The sequence below is a fragment of the Rubripirellula tenax genome (genome assembly GCF_007860125.1).
GTDB classification, from domain to species: Bacteria; Planctomycetota; Planctomycetia; order Pirellulales; family Pirellulaceae; genus Rubripirellula; species Rubripirellula tenax.
The window spans coordinates 582,512-604,495 of the sequence record NZ_SJPW01000005.1 but is presented as its reverse complement, the minus strand read 5'-3'; the positions used below and the strand labels follow the sequence as shown (position 1 = coordinate 604,495).

General features: G+C 55.5%; 17 protein-coding genes. 5 read left to right on the top strand and 12 right to left on the bottom strand.

The window, feature by feature from the left end; genetic code table 11:
• Positions 1-58: 58 nt before the first annotated feature.
• Together Poly51_RS20600 and Poly51_RS20595 are read right to left on the bottom strand one after the other, a co-directional pair.
• On the bottom strand, positions 59-316 hold the full coding sequence (locus Poly51_RS20600) for a hypothetical protein (RefSeq protein ID WP_146459657.1): 258 nt from the start codon (positions 314-316) through the stop codon (positions 59-61).
• A gap of 20 nt (positions 317-336) precedes the next feature.
• Complete coding sequence (locus tag Poly51_RS20595; protein ID WP_146459656.1) at positions 337-1,899, bottom strand: HEAT repeat domain-containing protein; 1,563 nt, start codon at positions 1,897-1,899, stop codon at positions 337-339.
• Between the two features lie 331 nt (positions 1,900-2,230).
• On the opposite strand from Poly51_RS20595, the gene Poly51_RS20590 reads away from it, so the two are divergent.
• Both Poly51_RS20590 and Poly51_RS20585 read left to right on the top strand, forming a co-directional pair.
• Entirely contained in the window at positions 2,231-2,668 is a 438-nt protein-coding gene (locus Poly51_RS20590; RefSeq protein WP_146459655.1) for a hypothetical protein, read from the top strand.
• 50 nt (positions 2,669-2,718) lie between these two features.
• Complete coding sequence (locus Poly51_RS20585) at positions 2,719-3,972, top strand: DUF1559 domain-containing protein (protein WP_146459654.1); 1,254 nt, start codon at positions 2,719-2,721, stop codon at positions 3,970-3,972.
• Positions 3,973-4,035: 63 nt separating this feature from the next.
• On the opposite strand, the gene Poly51_RS20580 is transcribed toward Poly51_RS20585, so the two are convergent.
• The 5 genes from Poly51_RS20580 to Poly51_RS20560 form a co-directional block, all read right to left on the bottom strand.
• Positions 4,036-4,608 (bottom strand): DinB family protein, encoded by a 573-nt coding sequence (locus Poly51_RS20580; RefSeq protein ID WP_146459653.1) that lies wholly within the window; start codon positions 4,606-4,608, stop codon positions 4,036-4,038.
• 144 nt (positions 4,609-4,752) lie between these two features.
• Complete coding sequence (locus Poly51_RS20575) at positions 4,753-5,487, bottom strand: alpha/beta hydrolase (protein WP_146459652.1); 735 nt, start codon at positions 5,485-5,487, stop codon at positions 4,753-4,755.
• 55 nt (positions 5,488-5,542) lie between these two features.
• Entirely contained in the window at positions 5,543-6,205 is a 663-nt protein-coding gene (gene msrA, locus Poly51_RS20570) for a peptide-methionine (S)-S-oxide reductase MsrA (RefSeq protein WP_146459651.1), read from the bottom strand.
• 276 nt (positions 6,206-6,481) lie between these two features.
• Positions 6,482-9,124 carry an ATP-dependent Clp protease ATP-binding subunit gene (locus tag Poly51_RS20565; protein ID WP_146459650.1) on the bottom strand — a complete coding sequence of 881 codons (2,643 nt, stop codon included), beginning with the start codon at positions 9,122-9,124 and terminating at the stop codon, positions 6,482-6,484.
• A gap of 308 nt (positions 9,125-9,432) precedes the next feature.
• On the bottom strand, positions 9,433-10,029 hold the full coding sequence (locus Poly51_RS20560) for a tetratricopeptide repeat protein (protein WP_146459649.1): 597 nt from the start codon (positions 10,027-10,029) through the stop codon (positions 9,433-9,435).
• Positions 10,030-10,243: 214 nt separating this feature from the next.
• On the opposite strand from Poly51_RS20560, the gene Poly51_RS20555 reads away from it, so the two are divergent.
• Positions 10,244-11,623 (top strand): glycosyltransferase, encoded by a 1,380-nt coding sequence (locus Poly51_RS20555; RefSeq protein ID WP_146459648.1) that lies wholly within the window; start codon positions 10,244-10,246, stop codon positions 11,621-11,623.
• Positions 11,624-11,671: 48 nt separating this feature from the next.
• On the opposite strand, the gene Poly51_RS20550 is transcribed toward Poly51_RS20555, so the two are convergent.
• The 3 genes from Poly51_RS20550 to Poly51_RS20540 all read right to left on the bottom strand — a co-directional run bounded on the left by Poly51_RS20550 (position 11,672) and on the right by Poly51_RS20540 (position 15,184).
• Entirely contained in the window at positions 11,672-12,307 is a 636-nt protein-coding gene (locus Poly51_RS20550; RefSeq protein ID WP_146459647.1) for a hypothetical protein, read from the bottom strand.
• A gap of 34 nt (positions 12,308-12,341) precedes the next feature.
• Complete coding sequence (locus tag Poly51_RS20545) at positions 12,342-13,163, bottom strand: hypothetical protein (protein ID WP_146459646.1); 822 nt, start codon at positions 13,161-13,163, stop codon at positions 12,342-12,344.
• A 284-nt stretch (positions 13,164-13,447) separates the two neighbouring features.
• On the bottom strand, positions 13,448-15,184 hold the full coding sequence (locus Poly51_RS20540; RefSeq protein ID WP_146459645.1) for a bifunctional alpha/beta hydrolase/class I SAM-dependent methyltransferase: 1,737 nt from the start codon (positions 15,182-15,184) through the stop codon (positions 13,448-13,450).
• Positions 15,185-16,113: 929 nt separating this feature from the next.
• Between Poly51_RS20540 and Poly51_RS20535 the strand changes: the two genes are divergently transcribed.
• Positions 16,114-17,352 carry a DUF1559 domain-containing protein gene (locus tag Poly51_RS20535; protein ID WP_146459644.1) on the top strand — a complete coding sequence of 413 codons (1,239 nt, stop codon included), beginning with the start codon at positions 16,114-16,116 and terminating at the stop codon, positions 17,350-17,352.
• Positions 17,353-17,359: 7 nt separating this feature from the next.
• Positions 17,360-17,542 carry a hypothetical protein gene (locus tag Poly51_RS20530; RefSeq protein WP_146459643.1) on the top strand — a complete coding sequence of 61 codons (183 nt, stop codon included), beginning with the start codon at positions 17,360-17,362 and terminating at the stop codon, positions 17,540-17,542.
• A 208-nt stretch (positions 17,543-17,750) separates the two neighbouring features.
• Here Poly51_RS20530 and Poly51_RS20525 read toward each other — a convergent pair whose 3' ends face one another.
• Positions 17,751-19,160 carry a sulfatase-like hydrolase/transferase gene (locus Poly51_RS20525; RefSeq protein WP_146459642.1) on the bottom strand — a complete coding sequence of 470 codons (1,410 nt, stop codon included), beginning with the start codon at positions 19,158-19,160 and terminating at the stop codon, positions 17,751-17,753.
• A 642-nt stretch (positions 19,161-19,802) separates the two neighbouring features.
• Positions 19,803-21,770, bottom strand: coding sequence for a cytochrome c3 family protein (locus tag Poly51_RS20520; protein ID WP_146459641.1), 1,968 nt, complete (start codon positions 21,768-21,770; stop codon positions 19,803-19,805).
• Positions 21,771-21,984 lie beyond the last annotated feature (214 nt).

Sequence of the window (21,984 nt, the reverse complement as noted above, 5' to 3'; positions counted from 1 at the left end):
GATCGAATACCTAATCAGGAGCGCGCACCGGTAAGGGGACAGGCACGTCGGTACCGAATCATTCTAGTCGATCGTCGCCGCTGGTATCGTCGCGAAGTAACCGGTCCGCTTTCCGAGCGGTATCCGAAAAATCCCTCAGCGCCGCGGCAAACCGATTCAAGCTCGGCCCCAGCGAATCCAGATGTTCACTTTCAAATTGAGCCCTGCGTTCGTCCAGCCAATCTTCGCGGACATCGGCCCATAGCCGAGCAAACTCGATAAAGTCACGCTTCAGGCGGCTTTCACAGTCCGTCACGCGGTTCAGATTAAAAGACATCGTTTTGCACCGGTTTGAAGTCAGTCACTTTCGACAATGTCTTCGAGGTCGCCATCGGACGTCGGATTGAAGGTCCGCAACATCTTGCGGCCCTTGTACAGATTGAAGAGGTCGATCGGTTGGATGGGCCGCAGTCGACCGCCGATGGGATGGTCGATCGTTTCCAGTCCGTCGGTGACGACGGCACAGGGTTTGTTGTCACGCATGGCTGTAAACACGCCGGCTTTTTCTTCTAAGAAAAAGCCTAGCATCGCCGGCTTGATCGACTCGTAACCAAGATGGTCCAGGTGCTTCTGCAGTTCGCTCATCACGCGAATCTGAACTTCGTTCAACTGATCGGCGACAACCGAGAAAATGTCGGGATGGTCGGCGTGCCATCCGGCATAGATGGCGTAAATGTCGGTCATGGAAAAGTCGGCGACATCGGCGGACATCGCGAACGTGACCGGGCCCGCGATGGCGACATTGCTGTAGACGCGTTCGCCAAAGTTGTATTCGAAACGTACCAAGTGAATGTCGATAGGGTCCTCAAAGGAAGGCCACATCATCCGTTGGCTATCGACGACTTCGACGCTGGTTGGTGGTACGCCCATTTGTTGGGGTTGGCTTAACCAAAGTGAGACTTCGGATTCGGCGGTCGCCCGATCGCTGCGATTGGCTTCGTCGACTCGATCGCCGATGCCCAGTTCGTCGGCATAGTGAATCGCACGAAGTCGAGCGGATGGATCGTTGGTCAATTCGATCAAACGTTTCTGGCCCGCTTCGTCGCCCATGCGGGACAGTGCACCGGCGGCTTCGCATTGCACGCGACGATGCTTCAATTCGACCGTTTGATTCAGTTTGCCGATCGAGCTTTCGTCACCCAAGATGCCAACCGTGTCGCAAAGGGATACTGCCAAGGCGACCGCTTCGCCCAAGCGATTCTGAACCGTATCGACGTCATCGCCGAACGTATGTGGGTTCTCTTCAAAACGAGAGAGTCGACCGCTGATTTCGCCCAACAATACGTTCAATGTCGGGACGCGGTCAGCGGCTGGGTGCGTGGCGACGCGGGCCTTCCGAAACAAATAGTTCGCCAAGTCCAATACCGGCGACGCGAGCGATGGATGCTCGATCGCGTTCAAGAGTTCGGGGTAGACCAACGCGACCGGCCAATCAGCGTGCTGCATCAGCGGGCTGAGCACCTGGGCTGCTTCCATCCATTTTTGGGGCGGAGACTTCTGTAAGATCGCGACCAGCCGTGATAACGAATCGGGGTTGCGCATCGTCGCCAACAAGTGCAGCAGCAAATACCGATTGGGGGTCCCGGTCGGCAGGGCATCGTGGATCGATTCGATTCGACCGGGATCGAGACCCGCGATCACGTCGCCACCCAAACTCAACAGCGTTGTGTGGACGACGCGCAGCAATCCGCCGACGATCGCCGGATCCGAGGATGCGAGTGATTCCGTCCGACTGACGAGCTCGTCGACCAGCGCGGGGCCGTGGTCGGCCGCGGATTCGGCTAATTCACGCAGACGCCAACCGGCGGCGACGGGATCAGCTTGTTCACCCAAAAGTTGATCGAGGGATTCTTCAAACACGGGACAAAACTGGGATCTTGGATGAGAAAGTTTGATGGGGTCTACCGACCGGTTGTTATCCCATGATTTGCCGCTCGCCCCAAGTAGCGGGCGGCGAGTCGCGGGTTTTGCCGCTCAATCACGCGTATTGGGTTGGCGTCGGGTCCACTCGTCGGTGTTTCTACGGTGATTTCTACGGTGATTTCTACGGTGAACCGACAGCTTGCCCGACGCGTACTATCAAAATGCCGTGGTTTTTGCTCGGAAATATGGCTTGGCGAAACCTGGCGTTTACGATAGCGTCACCCTCAAGTTTCCCGGTTCTCTTTCAACATTGGCAACGACGTAACTGATGGTCTGGATCACTCGACTGACTCTGATCGCGTATTTGGTAGGCGGCTGGCTTTTGCCCGCTTCGCACTTCCACGCGCATTCGGCGGTCGCTTGCCAGGGTTCCAGCCACGTTCATTCGACCGGATGTGATCACGACCACGGTCATGATCACCCCCATGTTGAGTCTTCGGAAGACGATTCGGCCGACTTGTCCAGCGAATCGTCCAATGCTTTGGCTGGTGGTTTGATCGGCCAACGCGCCGTATCCGATCATTGTCACAGCGGGCTGTGTGCGATTTGTGCTGCCCGCACGCTCGCTTCGGCTACGATTGCCGTGCCAAATACGGTCTCGTTGATGGGACCGCCACGGATCGATGCGGGGATTTCCGTCACATGGATTCTGCCCACCGCTCGATCGGGAGCGCATTGGTTGAGGGGGCCGCCTGAGTTTGCTTAGCGTTCATTCGTTTTGCATTTCTATCATTCTCAGGTTTGGAATTTATCCCAATGGTCCGTATTTCTCTGCGCAGTTGCGGCTGCGCCAATGGTTCCGCATCGCGTCGCTCTGGTTTCACTTTGGTTGAGTTGTTGGTGGTGATCGCCATCATCGGGGTCTTGGTTGGCCTTTTGCTGCCCGCCGTCCAAGCGGCCCGCGAGGCGGCTCGTCGAATGAGTTGCAGCAACAACTTCAAGCAACTCGGCTTGGCACTGCACAATTATCACTCGGCCTACAAGCAACTGCCGCGGCATCACGGTGGCACGTGGACCGACGGGAACAGCCCCGTCGATATGAACAATCGTTTGGACTTATCGTTCTTGGTCGGCATCACGCCGTTCATGGAACAGCAAGCGATTTGGGAACAGATCTCGAATCCGAATCAGTCTCGCGTCGACGGCGGATTGCAAACTCCGCCATTTCCTGCGATGGGTGCGGCTCCCTATCACGCTCAATACTCGCCGTGGCACACCGAGCTTCCCACGCTGCGTTGCCCGAGTGACCCCGGTGTCGGGCTGCCCGCATTTGGTCGAACTAACTACGCCGCCTGTGTCGGCGATTCGATCGAGCGGATGGACACCGGACCGACTCAAATCACGAACGGGATTCTAGTGACGCCGACGCCAACCGCGGTCGCGATCGAATCACAGGCTGCCTGTCGTGGTGTCTTTGTTGCGAGACGGGACATGAGGTTTCGCGACATCCTTGATGGATTGTCCAACACGATCATGTGCGGGGAAATCGCCACCGATCTTGGCGACCGCGACACTCGCACGTTGCCGGCGATCGAAAACGATACCCCGACGATTCGTGATGAACCGGACTACTGTTTCCATGATGGTTTGGTCAGCCCCCTGCGTCCGCGATTTTGGTCTGACGGCACGGACGGCGGTACCGCGCCGACGCTACCGGGTGCGTTTGGAGGCCGTGGTTATCGCTGGGCCCAGGCCGGAACGATCTGGACCAGTTTCAATACGATTTTGACACCGAACCGCGAAGTATGTCTCGGTGGAGCGGCCGGCGATGGAGTTAATTCGCCCGGCGTCTCAACCGTCAGCAGCCGTCACCAAGGCGGTGCGCATATCCTGATGTCCGACGGCGCGGTGAAGTTCGTTACCGATTCGATTGAAGCCGGTAACTTTGACACGCCAAACGTTTGGAGCGGAGGAACCGGCGGTGCCGCCCCGGGCAACAAGAGTCCCTACGGATTGTGGGGATCGCTAGGGACTCGCGGTTCAAAAGAAGTGATCGAAGAAGAGCTGTAGTGCTTCATCGCGGCAAAGCCGTTTAGCAACTGAGCCCGGAGGCGCGCAGCGTACCCCGGCTCACTACATGTTAGGTGCCGGTGCACGTTGGACGGTCATCCCACATCTGGCTTCGACAATTTCGAAGTGATGGTGCAGGTGACCGGCCGTGACCCAAGCAATGGCTCGAACCGTCATTCGATTTCCGTTGACTTTCACGCTTCGATCCCAGGCTTTGGGTTCGATCCGCCGCAGCAGCAACAGATTGGATTGACGTAACATCGCAACCTCGTTGACCAGATTGGTGAACGTTCCCAGCCCAAATCGGCTGTCGGCATAGGCGTTTTCGTCCCACGAAGGCAACGGCGTTGGGTCTCCCGCCGCGATACGCAGCATTCGATATCCGAACACTCGTTCGGCGTCCGCGCAATGCTCAAAGACTTGGCGAATCGTCCAGTGATAGGGCAAATGAATCTTGTCGACTTGTTCGGTGCTCAAATGGCTGGCGAGTTCGCAAAGCCAAAACAGTTGTTTTTCAAGGGCCTCAAGTGCACAAGCCCCTTCCACTCGATCAGCCAATCCTCGTTGATAGACGGACGATTCGGCGGACTCAGAAAACTCGAGCGTTTCAGGTCGTCGACTGGCAATTCGGTTCATCGGTCAGCAACTTTCGCATCGGCAAGGGTGAGCGGCATTCGGTGGATTGGAAACATGGGTTTCCGTATGGATTCGGTTGCGGCGACAACCATTTGCGAAACGTGATTGTTGTATGGATTCAATCGACGCATAAGGTTCGGATGACTACCCGGCAACCTTAGCCAGCATCTGTGCCGTGATTTCAACCGACTCGCCGTCGATCGTGTGCGGGCCCACGAACGAATGAAACTTCAGCGGCACTTTTTCGGAACCAATCAAGTCTCGCAACCGTTCGGCGCTGGTGAACGGCAAGATGGGATCAACGGTTCCATGCGACTGAAAGACTTGGCTTTCACCAAGTCGCTTCAATCCCGACTTCCACAACGGTTGGCAAACCAGCGTTCCCGAAAACAGGATCAAAAGCGATGGTGCGGGAATGTCGCCGCGAACGGCAACATCCATCGACAACATCGCGCCCTGAGAGAAACCGCCCATCACCCACGGCGAGTCCGTGTCGCACCCGAGTTCGGCGCGAACGGTTGCGATCGTTTGGCACACAGCGTTGCGAGCATCGTCGATACCAGGTGGCGTGTGCTTATGAAGTTGATCGAATCGAGACGCTTGAACCGCTTCGGCCAATCCGGCCATATTGATCGGCCACCACGCGCGAGCGTCCGGCATGCCCATCGCCGCCAACGAATTCGGCGCGTCGGGGAATACAAACCGAAGCTTTGCCGCCGCATCGCCGAGCATGGAAATCCACTCTCCCGCCAGCGGAGCCAAGTCGTCGTACGACGCGCCGTAACCGTGGCAGATCACAACGGGGATCGTCGGTGAAGGACCGCCATCGATGACGATGCAGTCGAGCGGGGCAATGTGAGTTCGGATGGCTGTCGGCATCGGGCTTGGCAAATCGTGTCAGTAGGATGAAGGAATCAGAACCGACACAGTTTGGTCAAGGCTTGCGTGCTTTGTCACCCCAGATCTCGTTCAGCCGCGCGTCACGACCACAGGTCCAGCGATAAAATTTGTACTTCTTCGGATTCTTGATGTAATAGTCCTGGTGATAATCTTCGGCGGGATAGAACGTCGTCGCTTGCGTGATCTCCGTCCGAACTCGCGCTTTCAACGCCTTGGCGATGATCTCTTTGCTTTCCTCGGCGAGCTTTTTTTGGTCATCGTTTTCGTAGAAAATGGCCGTCCGGTATTGGCCACCCTCGTCGCAAAACTGTCCGTTCGCCTTGATCGGATCGACGTTGTGCCAGAAAAGCGTAAGCAATTGTTTGTAGGTCACTTTCGCAGGGTCGTACTTGACCTGCATCGATTCAATGTGGCCGGTGCGCCCTGTTTTGACCGATTCGTAGGTCGGATTCTTGGTCCGTCCGTCTGTGTATCCCGACGTCGTCGAGATCACGCCCGGCATGTCGTCAAACGGCGGTTCCATGCACCAAAAACACCCACCTGCGAACGTCGCCGTGGCAACGGATGGTTCCGATCTCGAGGAATCACCGGTGAGTGACTCCGGCTCGGTCGCCGCGGAGAACAGCGGAAATCCGAACAAGCAGGCAAGGCCAAGCACGATCGCGGGGCGGGAAGATGCGGGGCAGGAAGATGCCATGGGTACACCTCTGATATATCAAGCAGCAACTAGGCGGGATCATTGCCACCTATTGTAGCTGCACCGCAAGGCGTGTGATCACAATCCCGTCATGCTTCCGCCGAGCCATCCGTCATCGAGCAGGCGGGGAATTGCGGAGTCCGGGCCACACTCGCTGGCTGATCCCGCTGCCGCGATCAGCACGTGCCAATTCAGCGAGTGACAGTGATCAACAAAAAAACCGCGGTCAGGAACCTGACCGCGGTTTCATTGGTTTTCATTCTCAGCGAAGTCGGATTAAGACTTGCCTGCCGAATCGCCTTCGCCACCGGCGCCGGCCGAAACGGCTTCGCCTGGTTCGGGTAGACCGCGAGCTTCGCCGGCGAAGTCGAGTCGAACGACTTTGCACTTCTTACCGTCGGCATCGATCAGCTTGCCGGTCTTCTCGTCGGTGGTGACGTCGTTCTCGCTGATCTTGTCACCGGCTTCGTTCTCGATGATGCCGCTGACGATGATCGTGTCCTTGCCTTCGAATGCACCACGCAGCAATTCTTCGCTGAGTGGGTCTTCGATGAACTGTTCGATCGCACGACGTAGCGGACGAGCACCGTAATCCAGGTTGCTGCCCTTTTTGATCAGCAATTCTTTCGACGCGTCGGTCAATTCCAAGTTGAATCCGCGATCCATCAAGCGTTCGCGAACCTTTGACAATTCGAAGTCGATGACACCCTTGAGGTCTTGCTTGGTCAAGTGACGGAAGATGATCGTGTCATCCAAACGGTTCAAGAATTCCGGTCGGAAAACACGTTCGATTTGATCCATCACTCGCGACTTCATCGAATCGTAGCTGGCGTCTTCGTCTGGTTTTTGGAAACCAAACGACGACTCGTTCTTGATCGCTTCGGCACCGGCGTTGGTGGTCATGATCAAGATCGTGTTACGGAAGTCGATATTGCGTCCGAATGAATCGGTCAAACGGCCTTCTTCCATCACTTGCAACAGCATGTTGAAGACGTCCGGGTGAGCCTTTTCGATCTCGTCGAACAGCACCACGGCGTACGGACGGCGACGAATCTTCTCGGTCAACTGACCGCCTTCTTCGTAACCGACAAATCCAGGAGGCGCCCCGATCAAGCGGCTGACGTTGTGCTTTTCCATGTACTCCGACATGTCGATGTGCACCAACGCGTCGGCGTCACCGAACATGTATTCGGCAAGCGCTTTGGCAAGCAACGTTTTACCGACACCGGTGGGACCAGCGAAAATGAACGAGCCCGTGGGCCGCTTGGGATCCTTCAATCCGCTGCGACTTCGGCGAACCGCCTTGCTGATCGCGGTGACGGCGGCATCTTGGCTGACGACTCGTTTGTGAAGTTCTTCTTCCATCTTCATCAAACGCATTGAGTCTTCCGTCGACAATCGAGTCAACGGAATGCCGGTCATCTTGCTGACCACCTCGGCGATGATTTCTTCGTCGACGACGCCATCGGTTTGCTGACTCTTTTCACGCCATTCGGCGGTGATCTGGTCTTTCTTCTTGCGAAGTTTTTCGGCCTGATCACGGAGGTTAGCGGCTTTTTCGAAGTCTTGGTTGGCGACCGCGTCTTCTTTTTCCTTGTTCAGCTTTTCGACTTCTTCGTCGATTTCCTTCAAATCTGGTGGACGCGTCATGGTGCGCAATCGCACCCGAGCACCGGCTTCGTCGATCACGTCGATCGCTTTGTCCGGCAAGCAGCGTGCGGTAATGTATCGCTCGCTCATTTCGACCGCTGCGACAACGGCATCGTCGGTGAATTGGACGCGGTGGTGTTCTTCGTAACGACCACGCAGGCCCTTCAAGATCGCGATCGTTTCGACCTTGCCGGTCGGTTCGACGATGATCTCTTGGAAACGACGGGCCAGCGCGTTGTCCTTTTCGATGTACTTGCGGTACTCGTCCAGGGTCGTTGCACCGATGCACTGGATCTCGCCACGGGCCAGCGCCGGCTTTAGCACGTTGGCCGCGTCGATGGCACCTTCGGCTCCACCGGCACCGACCAGGGTGTGAAGTTCGTCGATGAACAGAATCGTGTTTTTGACGCGGCGAACTTCCGTCATGACGGCTTTGATGCGTTCTTCGAATTGACCGCGGTACTTGGTGCCGGCGACCATCATCGCCAAGTCAAGGACGACGATGCGCTTGTCGGCCAAAATTTCGGGCACTTCGCCTTCGATGACCTTTTGAGCGAAGCCTTCGACGATGGCAGTTTTACCGACACCGGCTTCGCCCAGCAGAACCGGGTTGTTCTTGGTACGACGGCAAAGGATCTGAATCGCTCGTTCGATTTCTCGTTCGCGACCGATGACCGGATCCAGTTCGCCCTTCTTGGCCAGTTCGGTCAAGTCGCGGCCGAACGAATCGAGTGCCGGCGTCTTGCTCTTGCTGCTCTTGGACGATGATCCGCTGCTTTCGCCACCGTCACCGGTGCGTCCGCCACGTTCGCCGACTTCGGCGCCTTCGAGCCCATGACCGAGCAGGTTCAAGACTTCTTCGCGAACGTCTTCCAGTTTCAGCCCCAGGTTCATCAGAACCTGGGCCGCGACGCCTTCTTGTTCACGCAACAAACCCAGCAGGATGTGCTCGGTGCCGACGTAGCTGTGATTGAGATTCCGGGCCTCTTCCATCGAGTACTCGATGACTTTCTTGGCACGCGGGGTTTGCGGAAGCTTGCCAACGGTCACCATCTCGGGGCCGCTTTGGACAAGTTTTTCGACTTCGAGCCGGATCTTTCTTAGATCGACTTCCAGGTTCTTCAGCACGTTGGCGGCGACGCCACTGCCTTCCTTCACCAACCCGAGCAGGATGTGTTCGGTGCCGATGTACTCGTGGTTGAAACGCTGGGCCTCTTGATTGGCCAACTGCATGACCTTGCGAGCACGGTCAGTAAATCGTTCGTACATTTTTTATCTCTCTACCCAGGTCGTGTCCGGTGGGACGTCGGAGAGGGCGACTCCGTACGCTCACAGAATGTCGGGTGCTGTCAATCTGGCGAAACTGCCCAAGAACATCTTACGAAGCAAATCGCACGCCATAGCTATTCATACCCTTAGCAAAGCCGAGGGAAAGAATGCAAGCCACCGATCTTTCCGCTTTCACCTAGATTCTATCGGCCTCGTCAAAGATCGGGGATAGGAGCTTGACGGCACAAGTCCCGCGAAATGGGCGTTTCTGAATCAAAATTTTGAAAAAGAACTCGTCGCAACCGGGCCTAAGCGGCAACGTTTGCCGTGTCTGTCAGATCGGCAGCAGAATCAGAAGAATCTTCTTTCGGTTTTTCTTTTCGCTCCAACGCCCGCTTCAGCCTGGATGCTTCTGCCTGAATTTCCAAAAACCAGCGGTCGGACACTTCCAAACGGCGAATCTCGGCAAGCAGCAGTTCCGCCGATTCGAAACGATCGGTGTGACGATAAACCCCCGACAGCAAAAGCAACGCCGGTGGGTCGCGGGCTTCAATTGCTAGCACTTGATTGAGCAGCGATTCGGCTTCGGAATAGTCGCCTCGCAAGAACGCTTGGTGGGCTTCGGCGAATCGATCGGGCTCGTCGCTGACTTTTCGCGGAGCCACGATGCCCGGCAGTTCGCGAACGCTTTTCGCGACGTAGAAGCCCCACACCAACACGCCGATCCAGAATGCCATCGATACCAATCCGCCCGACAACCACTCGGGAAAGATGTACCGCGTTACCAAAACAGCGTTCAGCGCAATCGCGAACCCGACCGCCAGCGGCAACGCCGATAATCGGCCTCGCCACCACAGTTCCGGCATCCCCGGCCACAAGCACGTCAAGTAATGCTGCACTTCCATGGCCTACCTGTACGTGCGAAACCCACGATGAATCAAGGGAGTTTGTGATTGCTGGCGTCGCGGGCTGGCGAACGCCTGGTAATGCACCGAGCATGTTCGAGCCTGGAATGCCTATTTTTGGCCTCGGATGATCTTGGTTTTGTGCCCCAGGACCGTCTATTCTCGAATTCCGATTGCAGACTCCAATGAAGCATGATGCCTGGGAGGCATGACCGTGAACGCAATAGATACTGCTCGACCAACGCCGGCGCCACGATTGATTTTGGTCGATGACAACATCCGAAACGTCGGTGGTCACTTCTTCGAGCTCGCAACACTCTTGCTGGGCGGTGCCCAGTCGCTCGGGTTGGGATGCGTGATGGCAACGCATGAGAGTTTCGATGCGCCCGGCAGCGTCCCCAAGTCGTGGGCGGTCGTCCCCAAGTTCGGAACACGGCGCATGGTTCGTTGGTCGATGGGCGTCGACGGCAACTCGCACGTCACTCGTGATCGGATCGGCAATCCGGTCGGTGGCTCGTTCGTTGAAAACGCTCGCACTCGTTTGTCCGATTGGATGAACCCGCCGGCCAAACGACCTCGTCGAATGATTGCTCAATGGGTCGACGACTTCTGCGGTCTGATTGCCCAAGTCAAACCGACCGCCTCCGATACGATCTTGATCAACACGGGCGACGACTTTGTGATGCTGGCGCTGGCAGCGGCGTTGGAGCAAATCGAATTGCCGCCGATGCGAATCGACATCTTGTTTCATTTCGCCCTCTATGACGACGAAACGCCCAATCGCGCCGATCGGTTGAAGAGAATCGGCAGCCAAATGCGATCGTCCATCGTGGCCACATCACCGCACAAGGTTCACATCCACGCAACGACGACTGCGCTGGCCGACCAATTGCGCGAAACCGATCTTGGCGTCCCCGTCAACACGATCTCCTATCCGACTCGCAAGCGCGCGGTCGAAAAGCCGCTTGATCGACTGCCTGTCAAAGCCGTTTTGGCCGGCTTGCCGCGTGCCGAAAAGGGACGCGATGCGATTGCCGCCTTGATCACGGGCATCGAAAAGTCCTTGTTGAAAACCGGCCGTATCCAATTGTCGATGCAGATGCCTGCGGAGAAGTGGCAATCGATGATTCCAGCCACGCTCCATCGCAATTACGAGAAAGCGGCGTCGGCTGCCGAGTCGGGCGAAGTTTGCGACGGACCGTTGGAGGTCATGACGTCCAATTTGTCGACCAGCGACTATCACCATTGGCTTGATACCGCGGATCTGGGTTTGTTTCTGTATGAACCCAAACGATATGTGGCCCGATGCAGCGGTGTGCTGCTGGAAATGCTGGCCCGCGGTGTGCCGGTGATCGTGCCGGATCGATGCTGGTTGGCCGATCAAGTTCGATTGGCCGGCGGTCATCGCTCAATCGGTTTCATCTACCAGGATCGCAGCGAGATCCCCGAACTGATGCGCCAGTTCGTGAAGCGGCGCGCCGAAATACATGCTCGTTCGATCGAGCACGCCCGCGTGATCGCCCGACGACACAGCGGCGAGAACGTGCTGCGCGAAATGGGGTTGGCAGCACAGCAATCGCAGCGGGCTGCTTAAGTCATCGGTTCTGGATTGCCCCGTTCCGTTTCTCGTGCTGAATGAAGATCAGAACTGAATCGACAGCATGTACAGCAGGCCGAGCACGGCGCTGAGCGCCAACATGCGGATCGCACCCGACACACTGCCGTACTTCGCACTCGATACATGCGAATCCAGCATCATGCAAATCGCAATCTCGCGTTTCAGGCCACTCATCCCCATCCGCCCAATCTCGTCGGCGAATTCTTCGGTTTGGTCGATCCGATAGGACTGTGAAATCGCAGCCGGATGGAAATGATCCGCATGTCCAATCGCTGGGTGCTTGCCGCGATGTCGAAACGGCAAAATGCACCGGAACGCCAGCACGCACGACAAAATCATCGCGACCAACCAAAGCAAGAATGATGCCGATACCAACGTGCCCCACCAAGCTGCGGGATGATTTTGTTGTGTGCTCGAGTATTCGTGCAATGTCGGAATCAAGACGCCACACAGCGCGCCATTGACGGCCAAAACGGCGGCGGCCTTGGCATCAGCAAAACGAATCCACTCGCCAATGATTTGGTACGTTTCGATTAGGTTCTCGGCTTCCAACGCATCCTGGGTGTCGTCGCACAGTGAACTCGGATTTTGAACGGCAGCGGTTTCGGCGACCGGTTGCAGAGTCGTCGGGTCGTTCTCTTTTTCGTGGCTCTTTTCCATCAGACGTCGTCTTCGATTTTGATGAGGCTATGCGTTACAAGTCGGTTTTCGTACGTTTCCCCAGGACACCGTCAGCGGGAAAATTGTTCACGAATCCATTGTACCGAACTTTTATCGGCTGCTCGTTTCCGAATCGCGATGGCGACAACAACTCGTCCCAGCTTGGCTGTTCAATTGGAAAGGTGGTGACCAATTTCCAGCCCGAACGCGATTTTTTGATCGAATAAACCAACAAGCCCTCGCCCGGTGTGTAGGGCATTGGAAACAAATCTGTTCTCAACAAAATCGTATCGCGATCGTCCCCTCGGATTTCTTCGACGATGCGTGTCCCCGGCGTACGTTCGAGCGATTGCTTGTCGAATTCCGCCACAGCGCCCACGGACTTCGCCGGCGGACCTTCTCGCAGCGACAATCGGACCAAGAAGTCCGTCAAGTTGCCCAATAGCGTTCCACGCCGTGGGAACGCATTCAGCGAATGCCTCGGTAGCCCGAACCCCACTTCGATTCGGTCGCTGAGCCAACGATCGCGTTTGTAACCGTAGGGTGTTTCCACCAAGCTAAGTAAGTATCCGTAGGTGTGTTGCAGCCCAGCATGATAGGCAGGTGGCTGCATGGTGATGTCGGCGCATTGTCCAATCACTCGCAAAGTATCAGGCGATACGATTTCAACACCGGCAAGTTCATCCAAGTTGACCGACATTCCCCAGCGGCTCAAAAGACCACGTTCGATACGGACTCGTTTCAAGTGCCGATACAGTCGCGGCACTTCCTGGCGAAGCAGTTTCGTTCGCGCGGTGTCGGATTCGGCTGCCACCATCTTTGTGGCCAACTTCGGCAATGAACGATCAAGTGACACGAACTGATATTCCTGTGGCAGCCGCTTCTGGGCGAGTGGTGCGTCTACGTCGAGTCTGCCGGTGGCGAAAATCGTCGAGAGTTGCGGTCGGATCTGATCGCCGAACGTCTTGACGACTTTTGCAACGGCTTCTGCCCGACGATCGAGCTCAGGTACACGACTTGTGGTGCGTCAATGTTTTATTCGGGGATCGGCTAATTCGACGGACTGGCGTCCGGCAGCGAAGAATCATAGCGGAACAGCGCACGCCGTCCGGTGTCACTCCGAGTTTTCGTTCAGACGCATCACTCATATTTCACGGCCGTGGCGACGCTGAAGATTCCCCATCGATCGACCAGCATTTGATCACGACCAAAACCCGCCTCGCGGACCAACGCATCCATTTCCGCTTGGCTTCGGCATCGCATCACCCACGGATCGCCGTCTCGATTGGGCAAGACGCGGGCAATCATTTCCTGTTGGGGATGCCACGGTTGATCTGTGTACAGCAATCGCCCGCCATCGATCAGGACATTGGCGACACCCGCTAACGATCGCTCGACGGGTTCGTTGTCGGGGAACAATTCGTACAGCCCCGAAACGATCGCGATATGAACCGACCGATCGCCAACCGCTTCGCGGATCTTCGCTGGATCGAAGGCATCGCTTTGCCGAAATTCGACGCGATCGGAAAGGCCCAGTTCTCTTGCGATCACACTTCCCTCAGCGATTCCACCGGGGTCACGATCGCAAAGAATCGCTCGCAGGGGTAACGACTCATTCCGTTTGAGCGTTTCTAAAACGTATCGGCCAGGTCCCGCCGCGATATCTAGGATCGTGATCTCGCCGAACCGCTCGACCTGCTGTGCGATCGCTTCATCGAGCAAACGTTCCATGTTGATCTTGCGTTGGCGGATCCCCTTCCAACCGATCGAGTCGAGGTATCCTCGGTCGATCAGCCGGCCGATCGGCGTTGTGCCCTCGGCTCGGTTGCGATAGACGTGATCGAGCGATTGTCCCGAATCGAAGCCGTCTCGCCACCCGATTTGAACTCCACGACTGAGCCGACCGACCGTCCCCAGGGAAAGACTTTGAAGTCCGAACCACGCGCGGCTGATCACCGATGGCGGATGTTTCAGTTGTTCGTACTTGGCAAGCGAACCCTTCGCCGCCGTTTCGCTGGGCAATTCGGCGGCCGACGCGTCGAAACGTTCGCGAATGAAGTCGCCACTGCGTCGAATCACGTCGCCGCGACCGGCTTCCCAAAACGTGCTGTGGAAAAAGTAGTCGAGCACCTCGATCTGCTTGTCCGTCGACGACAACCGGTCAAAGAATTGATGCTGGACGTCCTGGCGAACGACATAGTCTTTGCCCGATACGAACATCAGCGTCGGCGTGTGGATAGCGCTGGCATCGTCCACCAAGCGAGTCGACGTGTCGTGCAGGTCCAACAGAATGTTAGTCGCAATTTGAGGGGAAACCAGCGGGTCGTCGGCGTACGCTTTGGCTTGGTCGGCATCGTGCGTCAACATCCCGGGGCGGACGTAGCTCTTGATGAAACCGCCCGGCCGAATGTGGTTCCAAAGTCTCAATGCGGGGATCGCAAAAGGCACATACAGCTTGATTCGAAACGCAGGCGTTGCCATAACAAGGGAACGCACCGGAGCCGCATAGTCGTGGATCCAACTCGCCGCCAGCACCGCGCCGACACTTTGGCCGACGACCGCCATTTGTTTCAGCGGAATCTTGTGTTTTTGCTCGATGTGCTTCGCAAATTCATCCGCATCTTTCACCATTCGCGAAAAACTATCCGCCGCGCCACGCTCGCCGACGGTCCGACCGTGTCCACGAGCGTCCCAGGCAAAGAACGAACAGTCGTCCAGCCCACTGGTGTCGACAAAGTCCTGCCATCGCGCCGAATGCTCGTGCCCGCGATGGAACAACATCACCGCCCGATCGCTAGGGGAAGTGGGTTCCCAGTAGCGGTAGAAAATTTCTTGTCCATCGCTGGCCAAGAAGGAAGATTCAGTTGTGACTCGCATGATGGGCGACTCAGGGTGTTTGAGTGAAGGGAAGTTTTCGGGACGAAGAACTTGGCCTGAGTCACATTCGTCGCACAATCAGCGAACGGAAACTTCAGGCAGCGACGCCTTCAACTAAAAGAGCCCACTAAATCTGCTCGGATTCGCGCGATTTCGATTTCTTCCAAACTTCGCGATCGTCTTTCGGTTCACGCACCAAGCACCATCGAAATTCTTTGTTGCCAGTGATTCGGAGCCCTCAAGTCATTCAACCCCTAAGTGCAGGCTAAATCACGTAGGACAAAGGGACGACTGCAACTGTAAGACCCGAGTAGAGACCATAACGCACCTTCATTAGATCAGGGCTCTCACTTGTGACGCGTTAGGTTTTCGAGCCGATCGGAAAGAGGAAAACGAAGGACGTACTTATGGGGAAAGGCGTAACGGTATGCTTGATGCGTGAACGAAAGCCCGAAACGCAACATATGGGCATATTGTCCAAGGCTTGGTCGGCAACAATCTTGTTGAGCTGGCTGTTCTCTTTTCCAAGAGGCCTTGAGTCGCTTGGCCTCTTCACCGCCATACTGGCTGCGCCAGCGGCTCAGCGTGGTCCATTGTCTGAATGAATTCACCAACGCTCTAATCGGCCGCCAACATGGCATCCGTATCGCAAAGTTTTTTCAGGATCTGTTCTGGTGAATGTCGTCGTTTTTTCGTCATGGAAAGTGCTTCGCCGGGATTGGCTCTCGACGCTCAAAACCCATAGATTAGGTTTTGGGGAACATTTCACGACGTTCACGGAAAAGCGTCAGAAAATTTGTCGTTTCTTAAAAAAATGACTTACTTAGCCGCTTGTCGCCGCGTTAATCTCAGGTCAAAGGTTCCTCGGCGATGCGGATGATCTGCACTCTCTATTCGCCTGTCATTTCATTTTTTGAAAGGTACTAAAAATGGTAAACATCTCGAAGAAGCGTGGTTTCACGCTCGTTGAATTGCTGGTGGTCATCGCCATCATTGGCGTATTGGTTGGATTATTGCTGCCTGCTGTCCAGGCAGCACGCGAGGCAGCTCGACGAATGAGCTGTAGCAACAATTTTAAGCAAATCGGTTTAGCCATCCACAACTACCACTCGGCCTTCAAGCTAGTGCCGATGCAGCAGGGAGGTACTCACGGCGCGAACGGTTCATGGCAGGCCGTCGGCGGAAACAATCAAATTTATTTGTCAGCGTTGGTGGGTTTGACTCCCTTCATGGAGCAACAGGCGCTGTGGGAACAAATCAGTAACCCATTTGTTGTGAGAGAAGGTGGTACCCCCGGAGCGATCTTTCAAGCAATGGGCCCTTGGCCAGGGCGAACGCTGAGTGCAAATACCGACGCCGCCGGCGGTTTTTATGACCCCTGGATGACTGACATTCCATCCCTTCGCTGCCCGAGCGATCCGGGAGTTGGTTTGCCCGCTCAAGGCCGCACGAATTACGGGCCGTGCATGGGCGACTCCACGGATACCACGTGGGGTGGCTACCTCCGTCGGGGCACCTATCTGCAAAACACCAGTGGCAACCCTGCCTATTACGAACGCGTAAGAGCCTCTCAGCGTGGATTCTTTAAATTGCAGCGTCCTTACGCATTTCGTGATGTGCTTGATGGTTTGTCTAACACGATCGCGATGGGCGAGATCGTGACCGATTTGGGTGACAACGATATCCGTACGACTCCAGCAAATCGTGGTACACAGATCACAAGATTGAATGGAGCCACATCCTGCAAGCAATACATTGATCCATTACGTCCTCAGTTTTGGGACCTGGTAAACTTCAGTGGCCGTATCGTCGGAACTGCAGAGGAACGTCGCGGTTTCAAGTGGGCCTACGGCACACCTCTGAATCAACAGGTGTTCACGATATTGCCTCCCAATACGGAACTTTGCACTAATGGAAACTCTTTGACCTTGATCACTATCGCAAGTGCGGGGAGTCGTCACCAAGGTGGTGCACACGTCTTGATGGGCGATGGCGCCGTCAAGTTCATCACCGACTCGATCGAAGCTGGAAGCTCCAACCGTGGGCAAGTCGGCATGTCCAGCACAACCAACGATCCTCTTTCAGTGCCCGGCTCCGCAAGCCCGTTCGGTTTGTGGGGAGCTCTTGGTACTGCCGCATCCCAAGAAGTAATTGATCAGGAGATCTAGTAGACCCATGAAACATTCATTGAAGATATTTTTCGGCATCCTGATGGCTCTGCCACTGGTCGTTGCCAGTGGCTGTTCCGGGTCGTCGGATCCCGAAGTGACGTCGGACGCATCGGAAGTCCAAAATTATTTGGACCAGAATCCCGAATCGGCTAACTTGGACATGGAGCCGCCACCAGATCCGGAATAGGATCGCGTTGACAAGTAGACAGCCAAAGCGTGTCACGGAATACCGTGACACGCTTTTCTTATTTTCATGCTTAACGAACTGCGAAATTCGACTTAGCCATGAGCGGAAAATAAGTGTCCGACATCTTCTGTACGAAGCACGCGAAGGCTAGTTCCCGGCAAAAGGGGGCAAACACTTTTCCGCACCACGTTAGCTGGGTGTTCTGTCTCTAAGGTTTCAGAGGCTTGAATTGTAACGCTGTCATCTGCTTATCGAGTTCTGACTTCAGTTGGATTGCTAGTGGCCCGTCTGCTGGCAGATTTTGTAACTCGTAGGGATCGTTCTTTAAGTCGAAGACTTCCGTCCAGTCAGGACGGCCTGGATAGACGATCATTTTGGCGGCGTCAGTGCGGATGCCATGACATGTCGGAGTGTCACCCAATTCCTTGCGGTAGTACGCGAGAAACGAGTTGCGCCATGAGTCGACTTTTTTGCCTTCGGCCAGTTCTTTGAAACTCGTGCCATGCATGCCGGGATGGGCCGGGATTCCGGCAAGGTCCAGAAAAGTAGGCGCAAGGTCGACGTTAAGAACCATCTCATCAACTAATTTTCCTTTTGGAAACAGTCGCGGGTACCTGACCAGAAACGGCAGTCGCAGACCTTCCTCGTAGAGTGCCCGTTTGTCACCCAGACCGCGTTCGCCGAGGAAATATCCATTGTCGCTCGAATAGACGACAACCGTGTCTTCAGCAAGCTTAAGTTCGTCGAGCCCGTCGAGAAGACGCCCAAGGTTTTCGTCGATGCCCTTGATATGACGTAAATAGTCTAGATGGACCGAGTTGGCGGAAAGTCCGCGTTCCTTTCCAACGTCTTCGGCGGTAAGTGCTTTGTGATAGATGGCGGCCAACGCGACATTAGGGGTGGGACGCGTGGTTTTACCTTCATAAAGATGACGCAATCGCTCTGGTAAATTAGTATCCCCACGACGATTGTGTGGACTCTTGAAACCTAGGACCATCGAGAAGGGTCGGTCATGGTTTGCCGTGAGCCAATCGATGGCGAGGTCTGTGGAGACATCGTCCACCCAGCCATTGGTAGAGGTCATGACGCCGTTGATTTCAAACGGGCAATCTTGATAGATCCCCTGGTTGATGAAGCTGGCCGAATGCTGAAAGCCCGGTCGGGGTCCGGTTTGGTCAAACATGTGCCACTTGCCAAAGTAGGCCGTTTGGTAGCCCGCGTCACGCAGAAGAGTCGCGTGCGTGATCGAGTTAACAGGAAGATGGGTTACATTGTCCATCACCCCGTTCACGTGAGTGTATTGCCCGGTCAGAAATCCGGCTCGACCGGGCGAACAGATCGAATGGGTGATGAAGGCATTGCGAAATCGGACACCTTCGGCAGCGAGACGATCCATCGACGGCGTTTCAAACCATGGGTACCGACCGTTCTCTCCGTGCTCACGCTGTACGACACCCATCGCATCCCAGCGTTGGTCGTCGGCGATAACAAATATGAAGTTAGGCTTACCCTCGGAAGCACCCAGCGGAGCAGCTTTGGCGAGAACGAGAGAGGTCAGCGCCAAAACGACGACATGACTTAACGAATGCAGGGCAGACGATTTCATAGGAATGCTCATTAGTGAGATTGCTGTCGCTCGGCCATTGTGGAGCTAGACTGAACGGTAGCTCAAGTTAGGTTACAAACCTGTTGTAACACGCCATTGGAATTCGCAGCTGCCAATTCATCCCAACGGAGCGTCAAATTACGGACAATTCACGATCGACCACAGTCCGTCAGTTAAGCGAAAACGGTGGGCCGCAACGACGGGTGATTGATCGAAGCGATTTGCGATTCGGAACCAACGGTCGGCGAAAAACCGAAACACTGTTCGTCGCACCTTTTCACGGCGGTGGCGATTCCAGTTTTTAGTCAAGTGAATTCTTCGGGAGTGCAGGATACCGAAGCCGTTGACAGTCGTGCTAGCGGTATTTCGTTAGGCGGCATCCTGGGCACCAACTCGCTCTATGGATTTCAACTTTGTCGGAACGATTGCGACAACGAATCCTCTAAGACCCAGGATTTGCCATTAACTCCACCCGGCTTGTCGACGTCTGAGAGCCGTTCGGTCAGTCTGCTTTGGACAAACACAGGAACAAATGGCGGTGGGATAGGTCGTCGCGGGAAAAGCTTCGCACGGACGGGGCAGGAGCGAAAAGAGTGGCCAATTACCTCTCGATTGGTCCCTTCCTTTCGCAGCGAATCACCCTCTGCTGACATCCTATTCTTGCAAAGTGACTGGACGCTGATTGCGGGATTTCATCAGTTGATCCAAGCGTTCGGTGTCAATCTTCCCATCCTCATCGACTAGCAATTCTGCATTGGGAGCGAAGCGTTCGTGCTCGCGAATTTCTCGAAGTAACTCAGCGATCTGTCGCAGTCTCTCGTCAGCAGGTGTTGCAAAATCGAAAGCCAGAGGCTCCGCGTCGGGTAGCGTACCGTAAACACGCTCCGATATGAGTCGGATCGCGGCGTACGTGTCTGACAGTCCAATAAGCAAATAGGGGCGAAGCCACTCGGTTCCCGACGCTTCTCGCGCATCGGTGCGTTCCATCGCCGCGACCTGCAGCACACGCTGCGAAGCGTCACCCTTGAGGAGTTGCAGCACTGCCAGCGAAACGGTTGCTTCTTCGTCGGTCAGTTTAGGCACTTTGTGACCATACCATTGTGCCAAGTGTCCGGCAGTCTCTCCTAAGGATTGATCCAAATGGCAAAGGTTGCAGGCTGAGGGGCGCGTCGTTTGTATGACCGAAAGTGCGCTAGGGCTCGAAATGGTGTGAGAACGGATCGTTTTCAAGAGACCATACACGGTATGCGGCATATGACAGTTGGCGCAACGGCTGCCACTTGATTCGATCGGATGATGCGTGTGCTTCGACCCCAGTTCGCGGTAGGCTTCGTGGCACTGAAAGCAGGACTCGTCCCCTCGCATGCCTGGTTTCAATTGATCGTCTCGCCACTCTTCCATTCGTTCTTCGTTGGTTTCATGCATGGTGTGACACGTGAGGCAGGTCATGTCACTTTCTTGAGCGCATTCGGATTCAATCATCCCGTTGTAGGCGCGTCCTGAAACACGCGTCTGCCCATCAGGCCAGAAATTGTCACTCGGCGCCATGGGCCCCTCGATCCTAAGCCACGTTGCGAGATCAGGATTCCGCAAGTGCTCGCGACTCATACGAACCACGCGATATTCGTTCACGTCCTTGTTGACTTGCCCAGGGCGAAAAGCCGGCCCGTCGTTGTAAAACACTTGCGTGTCACGCGGCATGATAAACCCGATGGAGTGACATCGCGCGCATACATCACGTTGTTCCTGGACATCGAGTTTCATTGGATCGACGATGCGGTCGACGCCGCCGTTCTTGGAAGCCTCGTTATGCACCTGGATGTGTTGCTCACCCGGACCGTGACAGGCCTCGCAAGAAATTCCAAAATCAACAACCTCCGAATTCCAAATTCGGGAATCGGTCACACTTCGCCCAGAGGTGACTTGTTGTCGAGGATGAGTGGAGTGGCAATGAATACACGTCGAGTTCCAACAGCCAGCATCCAGATCGTACTCGAGCTCGGGAGGTCGAAGGAAAGCAGCTCGGCGATGAACCCAACGCTCTTGGTCAATGAGATAGGTAAAAGGAAGCAACTTCGGTGTTTTGGGGACGTCGACTTGCTCGTACCAAAACACGTGCATATGGTGCGAACCCGTCATCATCACAAGACGAGACAGCGGCGCAAGACCGCTTCGTGAATCAATCATTCGAATGAAGAATTCGCCGTCAGACTGTTCAAAGCGAAATGTCTCACCCTCGACATTGATAGTTTGGTCGCCTTTGATTGCCTCAGGAGCAGTCGATTCGTTGATCGGCTGCGTCATTGTTCGGTGGTACGAGTAGTGCCACGACTGATGCTGCTCGGCATGGCAGCTCACACAAGATTCAGATCCGACATAACCTTTCGCGGGAACAACTGTGGGGATGGCGGAAATCAAGCGTGCGGCAACGTGAGGCGGGGCCATGGGATCAGGCGGGGCCATGGGATCAGGCGGGGCCATGGGATCAGGCAGGGCCGCTACCTCCACCATCACATCAAGCTCCTTCGAAACGGATTCGCCTTTCTCTTGAATCGACTTGTCAGCGCACCCCGATACCAGGCACAGAAGAAGAGCTAGAACGAAAACAATCAACTTTGGCACCGCGACACCTCCGATGAACAGCAGGCAAGATCTCGCTTCCAGGCTACTAAACTGCCAACATCGAGACGTTCCACTGATTCTATCCGAAGAGGGAGGATTGCGGGTAAGGAGGCGTCTTGTTGATGGTTGCAAGAGGTCTCTTGGAGGGCAGGATCTTCCCCACGCAACTCTTCAATTTTTGTCAACATCAACCGGCGACGAGACCATCCTGAAT

Bases quoted from the DNA above. Each gene is read 5' to 3' on its own strand.
- Poly51_RS20585 (WP_146459654.1), top strand. From the start codon at position 2,719: ATGGTCCGTATTTCTCTGCGCAGTTGCGGCTGCGCCAATGGTTCCGCA.
- Poly51_RS20560 (WP_146459649.1), bottom strand. From the start codon at position 10,029: ATGGAAGTGCAGCATTACTTGACGTGCTTGTGGCCGGGGATGCCGGAA.
- Poly51_RS20540 (WP_146459645.1), bottom strand. From the start codon at position 15,184: ATGCGAGTCACAACTGAATCTTCCTTCTTGGCCAGCGATGGACAAGAA.
- Poly51_RS20530 (WP_146459643.1), top strand. From the start codon at position 17,360: ATGAAACATTCATTGAAGATATTTTTCGGCATCCTGATGGCTCTGCCA.
- Poly51_RS20565 (WP_146459650.1), bottom strand. From the start codon at position 9,124: ATGTACGAACGATTTACTGACCGTGCTCGCAAGGTCATGCAGTTGGCC.
- Poly51_RS20600 (WP_146459657.1), bottom strand. From the start codon at position 316: ATGTCTTTTAATCTGAACCGCGTGACGGACTGTGAAAGCCGCCTGAAG.
- Poly51_RS20580 (WP_146459653.1), bottom strand. From the start codon at position 4,608: ATGAACCGAATTGCCAGTCGACGACCTGAAACGCTCGAGTTTTCTGAG.
- Poly51_RS20590 (WP_146459655.1), top strand. From the start codon at position 2,231: ATGGTCTGGATCACTCGACTGACTCTGATCGCGTATTTGGTAGGCGGC.
- Poly51_RS20575 (WP_146459652.1), bottom strand. From the start codon at position 5,487: ATGCCGACAGCCATCCGAACTCACATTGCCCCGCTCGACTGCATCGTC.
- Poly51_RS20535 (WP_146459644.1), top strand. From the start codon at position 16,114: ATGGTAAACATCTCGAAGAAGCGTGGTTTCACGCTCGTTGAATTGCTG.
- Poly51_RS20550 (WP_146459647.1), bottom strand. From the start codon at position 12,307: ATGGAAAAGAGCCACGAAAAAGAGAACGACCCGACGACTCTGCAACCG.
- Poly51_RS20525 (WP_146459642.1), bottom strand. From the start codon at position 19,160: ATGAGCATTCCTATGAAATCGTCTGCCCTGCATTCGTTAAGTCATGTC.
- msrA (WP_146459651.1), bottom strand. From the start codon at position 6,205: ATGGCATCTTCCTGCCCCGCATCTTCCCGCCCCGCGATCGTGCTTGGC.